Origin of the sequence: Collinsella sp. CM84Y_54 (assembly GCF_036317945.1) — a bacterium.
Taxonomy (GTDB): domain Bacteria; phylum Actinomycetota; class Coriobacteriia; order Coriobacteriales; family Coriobacteriaceae; genus Collinsella.
Window position 1 is genome coordinate 216,763 of the sequence record NZ_JAWQCX010000003.1, and the last position, 15,863, is coordinate 232,625.

Consider the following 15,863-nt stretch of genomic DNA (forward strand, 5'->3'; position numbering starts at 1 on the left):
GCGAGTACTGCTAACGCACGACAATAGGGCCTATAAAGACGATTTGAGGCCCCTAGGAAAGAAGCGGGCAGGCGAGGGCGGTATAATGTTCATGGGTACGCTGGTGGAGGTGTACGAACCCGTGAGGGGCGTGAACCTCAAAGCCCTACCAGAGGAATAGGGGTTTGGGCGCTCAATTGCGCCCGTTCCCGAGGCGGCACGTCTCTCCGCAGGTTCTCCGTTCACTACCTGCGGGACGTTTCGGGCGTGCCGTGCCGAGTGCGGGCGATTGGGGAGGTTGGCGGTTATGCTCACATTGGAAGAGGCCATAAAGCCGATTCTGGAAGAGGGGGCCGTAGACGGATACGACCCGGTGTGCGCATACGAGGGCAAATACCATTGGTTCGTCGGGTTCGGTTTCGATGGAAAGATGGCCCCGGGCGACACTCCGTATGCTATCGACAAAGAAACGGGGAGGATCGACTTCTTCCCGATTCCATTTTTCCTTAGAGGCGAGAGACCGTCTGCTATCGAGCTTGAAATGGGGGAGGCTAAAGAGGTTCCCGTCCCCTAGACAACAGCAGGCCCCGCCACGGCGGGGCCTTTTCATGCCGTTAATCATAACTTTCATAAGCCTAAAAAAAGGCGGGGCGGTGCGTTCAATGTCAAGAATGTCACGCCCCAAAAAAGAGCGGGGCGGGGCGTTCAATGCGAACAATGCGAAGCCCTAAAAAGGAGATTCGGCGTAGTGCCGAGGCGATACCGCCCGAGATTTGGCGGCACGTTTGCGGCGAAGTTTTGCGGCGATTTTGCGGCGCATTTTGCGGCAAGCCCCTAAAAACGAAAACAGGTCAAGACGAAAAACACGCCTTGACCTGCTCAAATGCTGTGGTGCCCCCAGCGGGATTCGAACCCGCGATATCCACCTTGAAAGGGTGGCGTCCTTGGCCGCTAGACGATGGGGACAGCGGGAAAGAGTATAGCAGACTTTTTTGCCGGCGCGTATATCGTTGGCAAACTGGAAAACCACCACACAGGAGTAGGCTTCTATTCCGATCTTCAAATATCTCAATCTGTAACATCTGGGCAGGCAAATCGGCTCTACCTGTTACAGATCGAGACAAAAGGCAGACGTCGGGACGAACATCTCATTCTGTAACAGTAAGACGACTTTTATCGGTCTAGATGTTACAGATTGAGACAAACCGCTGGGACGGGTCAAAACCACCACAAAGGTGCCTGTCCCCTTTGTGGTGGTGAGGTGCTAGGGGAGGAGCTTCATGGCGGCGTCGTGGGCGGCGTGCTCGTAGGTGTCGTCGAGGGGCTTGAGCGGCAGCAGAGCGTTGGCCTGTGCATCGCCGCGGCGCTCGAGGGCGTGCGCGATCAGCCAGTCGGCGAGCTCGGGGTTCTTGGGCAGCGCCGGGCCATGCAGGTACGTGCCGATGACGCCCTTGTAGATGAGACCCTCAAAGCCATCGTCGCCGTTGTTGCCGGTGCCCACGACGACGGACGTTCCGAGCGGCGTGGCATCGGCGTCCAAAAGCGTGCGGCCGCCGTGGTTCTCGAATCCCACAAAGGGCTCGGGCGCCAGGTCGGTCTTGACGGCGACGTTGCCGATCAGGCGGTCGGAGCCGCGTACGGTCTCGGCGGCAATGACGCCCAGGCCCTCGATGCGATCCTCGCCCATATAGTACGAACGGCCGAGCAGCTGATAGCTGCCGCAGATAGCGAGCAGCGAGCCGCTATCCTCAACATAGGCCGCGACCTTGTCTTTTTGAGCGAGCAGTTCATGTGCAACCGCCAGTTGGTCGCGGTCGGAGCCGCCGCCCATCATGACAATATCGGCGTCGGTCAGGTCGAGCACCTCGCCCATGTGGACCTCGTCCACGCGCACGGGAATGCCGCGCCAGGCGCAGCGGCGCTCGAGCGCGATAACGTTGCCGCCGTCGCCGTAGAGGTTGAGCGCATCGGGATACAGGTAGACGATACGCAACGGGCGTGAAAGCTCGACCGGCGCGACGGCGGAAGGGATGGCGTTGCCATCGGCGCGGGCCACGGCGCGCCCGGCAACAACGTCGGCGGTGGTGCCATTAAGCTCGTCGAGCTCCTTGACCAGCGGCGGGAAGGCCGTGTAGTTGGCGACGGCGTAGAAAGTGTCGCCGGCGGCCTCATCCGCCACGGCGCCAATTGCCTGCGCGACGTCCGAGATGATGGCGGCGTCGATGCCGGCGTACTTGAGGCGCACCTGCATATCGTGTGCACGCGTGCCGCCGGCAAAGGCGACAAGCCCTGGGGTATCGGCGATGCGCTCGAAGTCGACGTCGTAGATCCAGGAGACATCGTGGCCGTCAGCGTCGTTGTCGTTAAGGAAGAAAGCGCAGAGTCTGCCGCCCGCCGTCTTAATGGACTGGATCTGTCGATCGAAGCCCACGGGATTCTTGGCCAGGTTTGCCTCGACAGTGCGACCGGCAATATCCCAGCGGCCCATGCGTCCGCCGGCGGGCACGTAGGCATCGAGCGTGGGCTGCAGGTGCGCCGTATCCACGCCCAACTCATGTGCGGCAAAGAATGCGGCGGCAACGTTATAGACCATATATAAGCCGTTGTAGCGCGTGGCGATGTGCGCGGCTGGCGCGCTGGAATCAGATCCAAACACCAGGTCAAAAACATAGCCATCGCGACTGAGCTCCACATTCGTTACGCGGCGGACCAGTGCGGGGCGTGCCCAACCGCACGAGGGGCAATGGTAGGCGCCGAGTTGACCATACTGTACGTAGTCGTACTCCAACGGGGCGTTGCACTGCGAGCAAAAACGCGAGTCGCTGATGCGGTCAGACTCGGTGTTGGTGGCGCCATCGATGCCAAAGGCAATACTCGCGTTGGGAACGCGCGCGGCAATCGAGGCGCACAGCGGGTCGTCGGCGTTGTAGATGAGCGTCGTTGCCGGCGAAAGCTCCAACGCGTGGGCGATGACCTCCTGGGTGTGATCGATCTCGCCATAGCGATCCAGCTGGTCACGGAACAGGTTGAGCAGCACGAAGTACGTCGGCTTGAGCTTGGGCAGGACGCGCACGGTGTAGAGCTCATCGCATTCAAAAACGCCCACGCGCTTGCCGCCGCCGGCTTGCTTGAGGCCGCTGCGCGCCTCGAGTAGTGCGCCCACCACGCCCGGCTCCATGTTGTTGCCGGCGCGGTTGCATACCACGGTGGCGCCGCTGGCGGCAACGGCGTCGGCGATGAGGTTGGAGGTGGTGGTCTTACCGTTGGTGCCGGTAATCACCACGCTGCGGTCGACAAGACTTGCCAGGTCGCTCAGCAGATAGGGGTTGATCTTCATGGCGATGCGGCCGGGAAGCACGCCGCCCTGGCGCTTGAGGACGGAGCGCAGCCCCCAGCGAGCGATATCGCTCGAGGTGCAGGCAAGAGATGAGCGGAGGTTCATGAAACCGTTCCTAACGTAAACGACATGGTCGGGTCGAGTGCGTCACTAAAATCCGTAGCGGCGCGCAAATTCCTGGGCAAGCTGCGACACGTCTTCGCAGGCATTGGCCCAGGGGGCAAAGTCGGGAGTGTCCGAGATAATGCCGTCCGCTTCCCAAACGGCCTGGTGCGAAAGATCCCAGGGATCGCGTGGCTCGGGCCGGCAGGGAAGGTACGGCGTCTGGTACATGGGATTCAGCAAGAAGAACGCGCCGCCCTCGCAGCGGTTAGCGAACTCACGCAGCGCGCGCACCGCCGGACGCATCTTGTTCGTTTTGAACAATAGGATTGTGCGGGCGAGCAGGTACCAAGGGGAGTTCTCGAGTGCATCGGCTCCCACCTGTTCCTCGAGCTGGTGAGCAAGGGCAAAAAAGCCGTCCTGGTCTTCCAGGCGTGCGAGGGCAAGCAGCACGGTGCCGGCGGCACGGGTGGGATAGCCTTCTGCCTTAAGGACGCGGCGGGCGTAGTTGGCGGCAGCGCGGTAGCGGGCGCTCGCCATGCACAGCTGCGAGATGGCCTCGAGCGTGTGAAGCCACCCGATAAGCGCCGGCTCGCTTACGGTGAGCTCTGCCGCCGTCACGCCGTCCGTCAAAACTTTGTTGGCCCAGTAGTGTGGGGCCTCCATATCGAACCCGGGCACGCTTTGCTGCAGGTAATCGGCCGTGGTTGCCTCGAGCTTCATCAGGTCGCCCAGGCAGGCGTCAACGGGCGTGTCGGCCAGGATGATGGCGAGCAGCTGCGCGTCGACGGCCAGTGCATCGACGCGGACAATCTTGAGCAGCTCATCGCGCATGTCGTCGAACAGGCGATTGCGCGTCTGCTCGAACTCCTCGTCACTGCCCATGTCCTCGATGCGATGGAGCTCGTCGAGCAGGTGGCGATGAACACCGGCATAGGACAGCAGCGCCTGGGCATGCTCGGACTGCGCATACTTTTGGGGATTCGTACTAATGTCGTTATGGACAAGCTCGCGTGCTGCATCGGTGAGCTCGGGGTGCGATGCCAGATAGGTGCGCTCCAAGTAGGCGGGGATGTAGACGCTCGGATCCATTAGAGGTCCCCTCCCTTAAATGGAAGCCCCTGCTCGGCTGCGCGCAGGATGCGCTCGTCGATCTGGGAACGCACGATGTCGTTGGTGGCGACCCAGGCGGCAAAGCTGGCGTTGTCGGGAGCGCCCAGGCCCTCCTGCAGTACCGGCGTCGCTTCGGACAGTGCAAGGACGAGCTCGTCGGTGGAGCCTGCACCCACGTTGACGCGGGCATAGACGCCATCGGGAAACTCGGTTTGGAAGTAGAGCGCCTCGGCTGCGTGCGGGCACGAGCGTGCAAGGATGCGCAAGTAGTGCTCGGCGCCCTCGTAGTCCAGCTCGCGCCAGGCAGCGCTCATCAGCGCGATGAGCGTCCACGGGTCCAAGTCGCGCTCCGCGTCCTTGGGACGACGGCGCAGTGGCGTGTTGGCGAGATAGGGTACGGAGTGGGCAGAGCGAAAGCGCTTGAGTTCCTCGGCGGGGTATTCGAGCTTTGCCATGGCGAGCATCGCGGTGTGGCGGACACCAGCCGGATCGTTGGGGGCAAAGTCCAGGCTGCGGTTTGCGGCTTCGAGTGACATACGGTAGCGGCCGCTAATGAGGGCGCGCGACGCAAGGGCGGCAAGCCAGCGCAGGTAGGGGCGGCGCATAAGGTCGCCCGCGGCCTCGCGCTCGTAGGGGTCCTGCGCCGAGGCGATCTTGAGCGCCAAGTCGTGCTCGACTTCATCGCGCTTGGATACCAAGTACTGTACGTATTCCTCGTTGGATTCGGCGGTGAGCGCCGTCAGCATACGCTGGGCATCCCAGTTGGTCGGATCGAGTGCGGCAGCCTCGCGGAGCATGTTCTCGGCAGCTGCCTCTTCCTGCTCTGCCTGGGTATCGTCAGGGATAAAGGGAATGCGGTAGTCGACAGCCTCGACCACCTTGGCAATGAGGTGCCCGGCGCGGTCGCGGTCGTGCACGATGAGCGGTGCGGGGTTGCGGGTGAATTGTTCCATCAGACGCTCTACGGCGGCACCGTCGGTGAGCGGGATATTGTCGCGGCGCAAGGCCTCAAGAACGAGGCGATGGCAATCCTCTTGAATGGGATCGAATGCCATGGGGCCTCCTTTGCTGCGGTTAGGGTTCAAATCTCTCTATATAAGGTTCTAGTTTACCCGCATGTGGCACACCGGGGGTGCCGCACTTGGACATGCACCTTTGCACCACGAAGACGGATGTCAGACGGATGTCGCACAAATGTCGGCACCTTGGACGGCCGAGTGGTATCACGGTGCCGCAAACGGTCGATTTTTGGCGGCGAACGGGGCACATTTTGGAGGGGCACCGTCCTGCCCGGGATATGTGGTCAACCTTGATAAAACGTTTGCCCAGCTTGGGAGTATGAATGCCCCATAAGGGTCTTCAGGGATAGAAAAAACGTTTCATCATTGTTGGCTTTAGGTGAATAACTGACCAACCAGAACGGTAAAATAGTGTTTGTCTGAGCATTGAGACGTTTAGACATCGCGCATTGTCATCGCCGGCAACGCGCAAAACGGTCCTAACGGAGCCAATCGGGTGCTCCGTTATATACGCAAGTCTAAGAGGGGCTTGTTTAGGAGGCACAGTATGGGACGTTTTACCAATCCTCGCGATCTGTACTTTGGTGAGGGCGCTCGCCACGAGGTGAAGAACCTCAAGGGCAAGAAGGCCATCATCGTTTCTGGCGGCAGCTCTATGCGCCGCGGCGGGTTCCTGCAGGACGTTGAGGCTGACCTCAAAGAGGGCGGCTTCGAGGTCAAGCTGTTCGAGGGCGTCGAGTCCGATCCGTCCATCGAGACGGTCATGAAGGGCGCCGAGGCCATGCGCGAGTTCGAGCCCGACTGGATTATCGCCATCGGCGGCGGCTCGCCCATCGATGCCGCTAAGGCCATGTGGGTCTTCTACGAGTATCCCGAGGAGTCCTTCGATAACATCATCCAGCCGTTCAGCTTCCCTGAGCTGCGTCAGAAGGCTCACTTCTGCGCCATCTCCTCTACCTCCGGTACCGCTACCGAGGTCACTGCCTTCTCCGTCATTACCGACTACGCCAAGGGCATCAAGTACCCGCTGGCCGACTTCAACATCACCCCTGATGTCGCCATCGTCGACCCCGAGCTCACCTACACCATGCCCTCCAAGCTGTGCGCTCATACCGGCATGGACGCTCTGACCCACTGCATGGAGGCTTACGTTTCCACCTGCGCTTCCATGTTCACCGACGCCAACGCTCTGCACGGCATCCGCGAGATCGTCGAGTGGCTGCCCAAATCCTATGCTGGCGACCATGAGGCCCGTCAGCACATGCACGAGGCTCAGTGCATCGCCGGTATCGCCTTCTCCTCGGGCCTGCTCGGCATCGTTCACTCCATGGCTCACAAGACCGGTGCTGCCTTCGAGAACGGCCACATCATCCATGGTGCTGCTAACGCTATGTACCTGGGCAAGGTCATCCAGTGGAACTCCAAGGATCCCCGTGCTGCCGAGCGTTACGCTTACGTGGCCAAGGAGATTCTGCACCTTCCCGGCGAGACCAACGAGGAGCTCATCGCCGCGCTCGTCCAGAAGATTCGCGACCTCAACGATCAGCTCAACATTCCGCAGTCCATCAAGGATTACGCGAATGGTGGCGTGAAGGTCGACGCCGAGAACCCGCAGATGGTTTCCGAGGAGGAGTTCCTCGCCAAGCTGCCCGAGATCGCCGCGAACGCCGAGCAGGACGCCTGCACGCCCGAGAACCCGCGTGAGACCAAGGCTGCCGACTTCGAGAAGATCCTCAAGGCCTGCTACTACGACACCGACATCGATTTCTAATCGACTCTTGTTATCGTAATGAGGGGCTCCGCACGTATCCGTACGGAGCCCCTTTCTTTTTAATTATTAGAGAATGGGATAGTTATGGCTGCAATCTTCAATAGCCCCAGCAAGTACATCCAGGGCCCGGACGAGCTGGCCAAGCTCGGCTCCTATGTCGAGCCGCTCGGCGCTAAGGCCCTCGTTATCGTGACGCCTTCGGGCAAGAAGCGCGTCGGTGCCAAGATCGAGGGCGGCTTTGCCGAGGCTAAGGCCGAGCTGCTGTTTGAGGACTTTAACGGCGAGTGCTCCAAGGGCGAGGTCGATCGCCTGGTTGCGCTCGCTCGCGACAACGGTTGCGACATCATCGTAGGCGTCGGTGGCGGCAAGATCCTCGATACCGCTAAGGCCGTCGCCTATTACCTGGAGTCCCCGGTTATCATTTGCCCCACCATCGCCTCGACCGATGCACCGTGCTCGGCACTTTCGGTGCTCTACACCGACGACGGCCAGTTCGATAAATATCTCTTCCTTAAGGCAAACCCCAATATCGTCCTTATGGATACGACGGTTATCGCAGCGAGCCCGGTGCGCCTGACGGTTTCCGGTATGGGCGATGCGCTCGCAACCTACTTTGAGGCCCAAGCGACGCACGATGCCGACGGCGGCACTTGCGCCGGCGGTAAGGGCGGAATGGCCGGCCTGGCGCTCGCCAAGCTCTGCTACGAGACGCTTATGGCCGATGGCGTCAAGGCCAAGGTTGCGCTGGAGAAGGGTGCGCTTACGCCTGCCGTCGAGCATATCATCGAGGCCAATACGCTGCTCTCCGGTATTGGCTTTGAGAGCTCGGGCCTTGCTGCTGCTCATGCCATCCACAATGGCCTGACGATGCTGCCCGAGTGCCACGGCATGTATCACGGCGAGAAGGTCGCCTTTGGCACCATCGTCCAGCTGGTACTCGAGGATGCTCCGACCGAGAAGCTCGAGGAAGTCTTGGGCTTCTGCATTGAGCTGGGCCTGCCGGTCACGATGAAGGAACTTGGCGTTGCCGAGCTTACGCGCGAGCAGGCCATGATTGTTGCCGAGGCCGCCTGCGCGCCCGATGATACCATGTGCAACATGCCGTTTGAGGTGACGCCCGAGATGGTCGCCAACGCCATCCTGGGTGCCGACGCACTGGGTCATTATTACCTTATGGATGAGTAAACTAAGGTAAGGAAGGGGCAAAGCCGACAGATGGCTTTGCCCCTTTTGCTATGGTGCAAAGGGACCTGTCCCCAATGCACAAGTTGGTGCAGGGGGGCAGGTTACTTTGCACCAATCGTTGTTTGATGAAGGGCGGATTCTCGCATGGCGCTTCCCATGGTTTATGGCGGTCCCGGCCGGTATGTTCAGGGGCCGGGCGAACCTTCGCGTCAGGGCAGGTATCTGTCATGGTTGGGGTGCTCCGCCTATGTCCTGTTTGACCAAGGCACCGAGGATCGACTGTGCAAGCAGATCGTCGATGGATTTCTGGGCGAAGGTCTCAGCGAGCCGTTCTTTAAGATTTATGACGGTCCGTGTAGCGCGATTTCCGATGGCGACCTGCAGGGTGTTGCAAATGCGGTCTTTAGAAACGAGCGTAATATGGCCAACGAGCAGGTCAAGGTGACCGAACAAAAGCTCGTGCAGCTCATGTGCGAGGCATAGCTTGACGCTTGATCGACCTTGTGCAATCGGGGCGGCGATAGGCCATGGGCTATTTGCCGCAAAGATGCGCCGCGTGTAATTTGCCCGAGGCGTGGGCCGATGGCGTATCATTATCTCTTGCTTGTTTGCACTGCTCAGGGAGGGGCCGCGCATGGCGCAGGAACACGATCTGTTTGATGACATTATCGAGATCAGCAAGGGTTTCGACTTTCTTAAAAACCCGCTTGGCGGTGTGACCGATGCACTCGATCCATCGGCGCCGCAGTGGAATCCTGCCGACTACAAGGAGCGCCCGCGCGGCAACACCATTCCGTGTCTGACCTGCAAAAACGAAAAGAGCGGCTGCACCGCGTGCATGGATGTGTGCCCGGTCAACGCTATCGAGGTCGAGGAAGACTCCATCGAGATCCTCGACTCCTGTCGCAAGTGCGGCCTGTGCGCCGCTGTCTGTCCGACCGAGGCGATCATCTCGCCGCGCCTGGCGCCCAAAAACCTGTATGACGATATTGTCTCGGCGGCTACGAGCCACGAGACCGCCTACGTCACCTGCACGCGCGCCCTCAAGCGCATGCCGCGCGAAAACGAGGTCGTCGTTGCCTGCGTGGGCGATATTACGGCTGAGACCTGGTTCTCGGTACTGGCGGACTATCCCAACGTGAGTGTGTACCTGCCGTTGGGCGTGTGCGATAAATGCCGCAACACCGGCGGTGAGGACATTCTGGGCGAGGCGATTGCGAAGGCCGAGGAGTGGTCCGGCACGGGTATGGGCCTGGAGGTCGACCCCAAGAGCCTCAAATGCCATAAGCGTCGCGAGTACGAGCGCAAGGAGTACATGGAAAAGATTGCCCGCACCACAGGCCTGACGGTGACCAAGCTCAATCCGGCGACGGCGGCGCTGGCCTCGGTGACGCAAAAGCTCAAGGCCCATCGCCATCAGATTACCCAGCTCGAGCGCACGCTCAACACCATGTGCGGCACCACGACGACCAAGCGTCGCCGTACGCTTACGCACGGGCGCCAACTGGTGCTCTCGACGTTGCAAAACCACCCCGAGCTTGCCCAGAACATGCAGGTGAGCACGCCGGAATGCGATTTTGACAAGTGCACGTCGTGCGGCGAGTGCGTCAACGTGTGCCCCACGTTTGCCTGCGATTTGGTGGGAAGCGGTCGCTTTGCGTTGGAGTCCACGTATTGTTTGGGCTGCGGCGCCTGTGTCAAGGTGTGTCCCGAGCATGCGCTCAAGCTTGTTGAGCACGACGCGTCCAATCTGGTCGTCGTCGACCCCGAAGCCGAGGAAAAGGCTGCTCAGAAGGCCAAGGCTCACGAAGAAGCTGAGAAGGTCAAGGCTGAGGCAAAGGCCAAGCTCGACAAGATGCTCGATCAGGTGGAGAAGCTCGCGGACTAGCTAAAAGAGCGTAAATGATGGCCGGTGGGACAGATACTGCCCCGCCGGCCAAAAAAGTTGCGGTGGAATAGTTCCTGTTTTGCCCTTAAGCTGGCCATTCTAGGAACTGTCCCACCGCAACTAATAAATGGTTAGTTCATGCTGCTTTGGTGGCCGGTTCGACCGGTACCGTTGCGCGTCACGGTTTCATGGAGCAAAAAGAACCCGGGGACCTGTTTGGTCTCGGTGTATTCCATAAGGATGCCGTCGGCGTTGTAGGTCTGCCCGCGTATAACGGCGAGTGCGTTAAAGTCGTCGAGATCGAGCACGCGCGCATCTTCGGGCGTGGGATGCTCAATTGTTACATCGCGTTTGCCCGTGGCAATCTTAATGCCAAGGTCTTCTTCGAGGTAACGATAGATCGAGTCGTTGACAATCTCGGGTGTCAACCCCGGTACCTGTGAGCTTAGGTAATAGGAGTCGTCGGAGCACACGGCCCGTCCGTCTGCATAACGGATGCGTTTGGCACGCGTGAGCTCACAGCCTTCAGGAAACCCGGTAATCTTGGAGATCGCCTTGTTACAGACGAGGAGCTCAAAGACAGTGGTAACCGTTTTGAGCTCAAAGCCTCGGCTGGCTGCGATTTCCTTAAAGGTCTCGAGTCCGCCGCCGCCACGATTCGTCTCGTCACTGATGTTGCGAATGACGCGCATGCCTTTGCCTTGCTGGGGGAGCACGTAGCCATCTGCCGCAAGCATCGAGATGGCGCGACGGACCGTCATGCGCGAACAGCCAAACAGCTGAGTGAGTTCAGTCTCCGAAGGCAGATAGCTTAGATAGGCGTATGTGCCGTCGTCAATCGACTGCTTCACGTTGTCATAAATGGTTTGGAAGATGGCTCGCGCCATGACGGTCTCCTAGAGCTGAGTGCGCGAGCGGTGGATGAGGACTGCTCGCGCAGGTGTCGATCGATTTACTTGCTGGGGTCGATTATATATTTACCCATGGCGCGCAGAGCTGGGTCTGACAGGATGGCGCCGAGTTCGTCGAGGGAAGCCACCTTGGCGACCATCGAGGATACGTCGATCCTGCCTGAGTCGATGAGCTCGAGCGCGCGACGCTGCGTATAAGGGTTGATGTAGGACGAGGTAAGCACAAGCTCCTTCTGGAAGACCTCGAAGGGCTTGACGGTGATTGTCTCATCGGGCTTGGTGAGGCCGAACATCATGACCGTAGCCTTGTGGCCGGCGATCTGGATGGCCTGCTCGATGGTGACGGGCTTGCCAACACACTCGATAACGACATCGACGTTGCCGACGCCCTCCTGCTTCAGGCAGGCCGGGACGTCCTCGTGGATGGAATCAATTGCCAGGTCGGCGCCGAGTTTGAGCGCAACCTCGCGCTTGCCTTCGACAGGCTCGAGCAAGACAACCTTGGTGGCGCCGGCGTTTTTTGCAAGCTGCATCATGAGCAGACCGATCATGCCGCCGCCGATAACGACAACTGTGCTGCCGGGCTTGATGTTGCACATATCGATGCCGTGCAGGCAGCAGGCGACGGGCTCGGTCATAGCACCCTGCTCAAAGCTGGTGTGATCGCCCAACTTGTAGACTTGCTGCATATCGACGGAGCAGTACTCGGCAAAGCCGCCGTTGACGGTGGTGCCGTAACCGGTCATATGCTCGCAGTAGTGGTTGATTCCGTCGCGGCAGGGTTCGCAGCAGCCGCAGGGATGGTTTGGGTCGATGCACACGCGATCGCCCGGTTTAAAGCCAGCGACGTCGCTGCCCACGGCCTCGACAACGCCCGCAAACTCATGGCCAAGGATCGTGGGCGGGGTAACGTCGGCTGCACCCTTGTCGCCTTCATAGATATGAACGTCGGTACCGCAGACGCCGCAAGCTTTGACGTTGATCAGAACGTCGCGCTTGCCCACGGCCGGCTTTGCCGATTCCTCGACTCTGAGGTCGTGCTTTCCATAGAAGACCGCGCTTTTCATGGTGACTCCTTAACGTGGCGGTGAATATTGTAATGAAGTATAGGCATGTCTACAGGTATAGACAAGCACATCTAGACAAGTCGAATAGAAATATTAATTGCAGCCATCAGCTATGTCAGATTTAGCAGGCAAAATACTGAACTTATACCGTTTACGGCCAATTATCGATCGCTGACCGAACATAGAAACCGTATTAACTTGTCTAGATAAGTGATATGATAAAAAAGAAGCGCAAGAAGTCGGGGAAGCGGGCCCACCCGTCCTATTGCACGAGGTACACGCAAACGGCGCGTCTGCGGTCTCGAGTGAAGCCAAAACCGCAGCCGCTCCGAATGAAGAGAGGGGGATTCCCCGTCATGATGCAAAAGATACAACGTTTCGGCGGTGCAATGTACACGCCTGCAATTCTTTTCGCATTTTCCGGAATCGTCGTCGGCCTGGGTACGTTGTTTACCACCGAGGCGATCTTTGGCGAGATGGCCACTGCGGGTCATCTTTGGTTTGATTGCTGGAATGTGCTGCTCCAGGGTGGTTGGACGCTCTTTAACCAGATGCCGTTGCTGTTTTGCGTAGCGTTGCCAATCTCGCTCGCGAACAAGCAGAATGCTCGCTGCTGCATGGAGGCTTTGGCCATCTACCTTACCTTCAACTACTTTGTAAGCACAATCTTGGGGCAGTGGGGCCCTGTCTTTGGGGTCGACTACTCTGTCGAGGCGGGCAGCGGTACTGGTCTTGCCACTATCGCAAGCATCAAAACGCTTGATATGGGCATCATGGGCGCGCTTATCATTTCGGGTATCGCCACGATGCTTCACAACAAGTACTTCGACACCGAACTTCCTGAGTGGCTGGGCGTGTTCTCGGGCTCCGTGTTCATCTATATGATCGGTTTCTTCGTTATGGTTCCGGTCGCTCTTATCGCCTGCCTGGTATGGCCGCATGTTCAGGCTGCTATCGCCGCCTTCCAGGGATTCATCCTTTCCGCCGGTACGTTTGGCGTGGGCGTCTTTGCTTTCTTCGAGCGCGTGCTGATTCCTACGGGCCTGCACCACTTTATCTATACGCCGTTCTATTATGACAACGCGGCGGTCAACGGCGGCATCTTTGCTGCTTGGGCCAACATCCTGCCCCAACTGGCTGCCGATCCGAGCATTGCTCTTAAGGATGCCGCACCCTGGGCTGCCTATACCTGCCCTGGTTGGACTAAAGTCTTCGGCTCGCTTGGCGTCGCCATTGCGTTTTATATGACCGCCAAACCCGAGCGCAAGCAGCGCGTCAAGGCTCTGCTGATCCCGGTCACCCTTACCGCTATGCTTTGTGGTATTACCGAGCCGCTTGACTTCACCTTCCTGTTCATCGCGCCCGGCCTGTTCGTCGTCCACTGCGTGCTCGGAGCGCTCGGCTGCATGGCTCAAAACCTCCTTGGCGTCGTGGGTATCTTCGACGGCGGCATCATCTCGATGCTCTCGTGGGACTGGCTGCCCCTTTGGGCCGCACACGGTCTGCAGTACGCCATCTCCATCCTTGTCGGTCTGTGCTTTACCGCTCTTTGGGTCGTGGTCTTCCGCTTCCTGATCGTCAAGTTCGACTTTAAGACCCCCGGTCGCGAGGATGACGATGTTGAGGTCGAGCTCAAGTCCAAGGCCGACTACAAGCAAAAGCAGGGCGGTGCTGCTGCTAGCAAATCGGTCGCCCAGAGTAAAGATGATGAGCGCTTGGTGCTTGCCGAGAACATCCTCGATCTACTCGGTGGCACGGACAACGTCATCGATGTAACTAACTGCGCCACCCGTCTGCGCGTTAACGTCAAGGATAAGGGCGCCGTTGCACCCGAGGCTTCCTTCAAGGCGATCGGTACGCATGGCTTGGTGGTCCAAGGCCAGTCAATCCAGGTCATCATCGGCCTTACCGTCCCGCAGGTTCGCGAGAAGTTCGAGAGTCTTCTGTAAACCATCGTCCATCGAAACAATCGGCCTTGCAGAGCCGGTATGCACCGCAAGGCCGATTCTAGAGATAAAAAACTCCACTTCTAGGTAACAATTCCAAACCGTGCAGGCCGCGTACGGGGATGGATTGAGCAAGCGGCCAGAATGAGGAGGACATCATGTCCAAGAAAAACTATGCCGTGACCATTGCCGGCGGTGGCTCCACCTTCACCCCGGGCATCGCTCTGATGCTGCTCGAGGAGCGCGACCGCTTCCCGGTCAACAAGGTGACCTTCTACGACAACAACGCCGAGCGCCAGGAGACCGTGGCCAAGGCCTGCGAGATCTACTTCCACGAGAACGCCCCCGAGGTTGAGTTCAACTACACCACCGACCCCGAGACCGCATTCACCGGGACCGACTTCGTCCTCGCTCACATCCGCGTTGGCCTGTACGCTATGCGTGAGCTCGACGAGAAGATTCCTCTCAAGTACGGCTGCGTTGGCCAAGAGACCTGCGGTGCCGGCGGTATCGCCTACGGCATGCGCTCTATCGGCGGCGTCATCGAGATCCTCGACTACATGGAGAAGTACAGCCCCAACGCTTGGATGCTCAACTACTCCAACCCCGCAGCTATCGTCGCCGAGGCCTGCCGCGTGCTGCGCCCCAACAGCCGCATCATCAACATCTGCGACATGCCGATCGACCTTATGGATAAGATGAGCCGTATGTGCGGCATCAAGGATCGTCGCGAGCTGCAGTATAGCTACTACGGCCTCAACCACTTTGGTTGGTGGAGCAAAATCTACGACAAGGACGGCAACGACCTCATGCCGCAGATTAAGGAGCACATGGCTAAGAACGGCTACCTGGACGGCATCGAGCACGAGGCCGGTAAGGAGCAGCATGTCGAGGAGAGCTGGATTCACACCTTCGGCAAGGCCAAGGATGTCTATGCTGTCGATCCCGAGACGATTCCCAATACCTACCTCAAGTACTACCTGTACCCGGACTATGTCGTCGAGACGTCTGACCCCAACTACACTCGCGCCAATGAGGTTATGGACGGCCGCGAGAAGAAGGTCTTTGGCGCTTGCCGCGACATCATCGCCAAGGGTACTGCTAAAGACGGCGGCTTTGAGCCAGATGTACATGCCAACTACATCGTCGACCTTGCCTGCGCACTGGCCGAGAATACGCTCGAGCGCTTCCTGCTGATCGTTCCCAACGATGGTGCTGTGCCCAACTTCGACCCGACGGCCATGGTCGAGGTGCCTTGCATCGTCGGTTCCAACGGCTTTGAGAAGATCTGCCAGGGCCCGATCCCGCAGTTCCAGAAGGGCCTCATGGAGCAGCAGGTTTCCGTCGAGAAACTCGTTGTCCAGGCTTGGGTCGAGGGTAGCTACCAGAAGCTCTGGCAGGCACTCACGCTCTCCAAGACCATTCCTTCGGCGAGCGTTGCTAAGCAGATCCTGGACGAGCTCATCGAGGCCAACAAGGATTTCTGGCCCGAGCTTAAGTAAGGACTACTGTCTCGAACCCTCACACATCTCTGCTTCATTTGCG

The 15,863-nt window shown here is 59.2% G+C and carries 12 protein-coding genes and 1 tRNA gene; 7 read left to right on the forward strand and 6 right to left on the reverse strand.

The window, feature by feature from the left end; all coding sequences use genetic code 11:
• The first annotated feature begins 286 nt into the window (after positions 1–286).
• Positions 287–553, forward strand: coding sequence for a hypothetical protein (locus V2391_RS06125; protein WP_329738603.1), 267 nt, complete (start codon positions 287–289; stop codon positions 551–553).
• Between the two features lie 315 nt (positions 554–868).
• Here the strand turns inward: V2391_RS06125 and V2391_RS06130 are convergent.
• The 4 genes from V2391_RS06130 to V2391_RS06145 form a co-directional block, all read right to left on the reverse strand.
• Positions 869–945: transfer RNA gene (locus V2391_RS06130), tRNA-Glu, on the reverse strand.
• Positions 946–1,243: 298 nt separating this feature from the next.
• Positions 1,244–3,421 carry a MurT ligase domain-containing protein gene (locus tag V2391_RS06135; RefSeq protein ID WP_329738604.1) on the reverse strand — a complete coding sequence of 726 codons (2,178 nt, stop codon included), beginning with the start codon at positions 3,419–3,421 and terminating at the stop codon, positions 1,244–1,246.
• Positions 3,422–3,466: 45 nt separating this feature from the next.
• Positions 3,467–4,510: a hypothetical protein gene (locus V2391_RS06140; RefSeq protein WP_329738605.1), complete on the reverse strand. Its 1,044-nt coding sequence runs from the start codon at positions 4,508–4,510 to the stop codon at positions 3,467–3,469.
• Positions 4,510–5,586 (reverse strand): hypothetical protein, encoded by a 1,077-nt coding sequence (locus V2391_RS06145; protein ID WP_329738606.1) that lies wholly within the window; start codon positions 5,584–5,586, stop codon positions 4,510–4,512. The genes V2391_RS06140 and V2391_RS06145 overlap by 1 nt, the downstream gene beginning before the upstream one ends.
• A gap of 511 nt (positions 5,587–6,097) precedes the next feature.
• Here V2391_RS06145 and V2391_RS06150 point away from each other — a divergent pair.
• The 4 genes from V2391_RS06150 (at position 6,098) to V2391_RS06165 (ending at position 10,394) form a co-directional block, all read left to right on the forward strand.
• Entirely contained in the window at positions 6,098–7,321 is a 1,224-nt protein-coding gene (locus V2391_RS06150; protein ID WP_329738607.1) for an iron-containing alcohol dehydrogenase, read from the forward strand.
• An 84-nt stretch (positions 7,322–7,405) separates the two neighbouring features.
• The gene (locus V2391_RS06155; protein ID WP_117563611.1) at positions 7,406–8,506 is read left to right on the forward strand and encodes a glycerol dehydrogenase; all 1,101 of its coding nucleotides are present in this window, start codon (positions 7,406–7,408) and stop codon (positions 8,504–8,506) included.
• Between the two features lie 144 nt (positions 8,507–8,650).
• Complete coding sequence (locus tag V2391_RS06160; RefSeq protein ID WP_329738608.1) at positions 8,651–8,989, forward strand: hypothetical protein; 339 nt, start codon at positions 8,651–8,653, stop codon at positions 8,987–8,989.
• 151 nt (positions 8,990–9,140) lie between these two features.
• Positions 9,141–10,394: a 4Fe-4S binding protein gene (locus V2391_RS06165; protein ID WP_329738609.1), complete on the forward strand. Its 1,254-nt coding sequence runs from the start codon at positions 9,141–9,143 to the stop codon at positions 10,392–10,394.
• Positions 10,395–10,525: 131 nt separating this feature from the next.
• On the opposite strand, the gene V2391_RS06170 is transcribed toward V2391_RS06165, so the two are convergent.
• Positions 10,526–11,281: a GntR family transcriptional regulator gene (locus V2391_RS06170; protein WP_329738610.1), complete on the reverse strand. Its 756-nt coding sequence runs from the start codon at positions 11,279–11,281 to the stop codon at positions 10,526–10,528.
• A gap of 65 nt (positions 11,282–11,346) precedes the next feature.
• Complete coding sequence (locus V2391_RS06175; protein ID WP_329738611.1) at positions 11,347–12,372, reverse strand: zinc-dependent alcohol dehydrogenase family protein; 1,026 nt, start codon at positions 12,370–12,372, stop codon at positions 11,347–11,349.
• Positions 12,373–12,728: 356 nt separating this feature from the next.
• Between V2391_RS06175 and V2391_RS06180 the strand changes: the two genes are divergently transcribed.
• Together V2391_RS06180 and V2391_RS06185 are read left to right on the forward strand one after the other, a co-directional pair.
• Positions 12,729–14,321, forward strand: a complete 1,593-nt coding sequence (locus V2391_RS06180) for an alpha-glucoside-specific PTS transporter subunit IIBC (protein WP_329738612.1) — start codon at positions 12,729–12,731, stop codon at positions 14,319–14,321.
• 155 nt (positions 14,322–14,476) lie between these two features.
• Complete coding sequence (locus tag V2391_RS06185) at positions 14,477–15,820, forward strand: 6-phospho-alpha-glucosidase (protein ID WP_117798057.1); 1,344 nt, start codon at positions 14,477–14,479, stop codon at positions 15,818–15,820.
• Positions 15,821–15,863 lie beyond the last annotated feature (43 nt).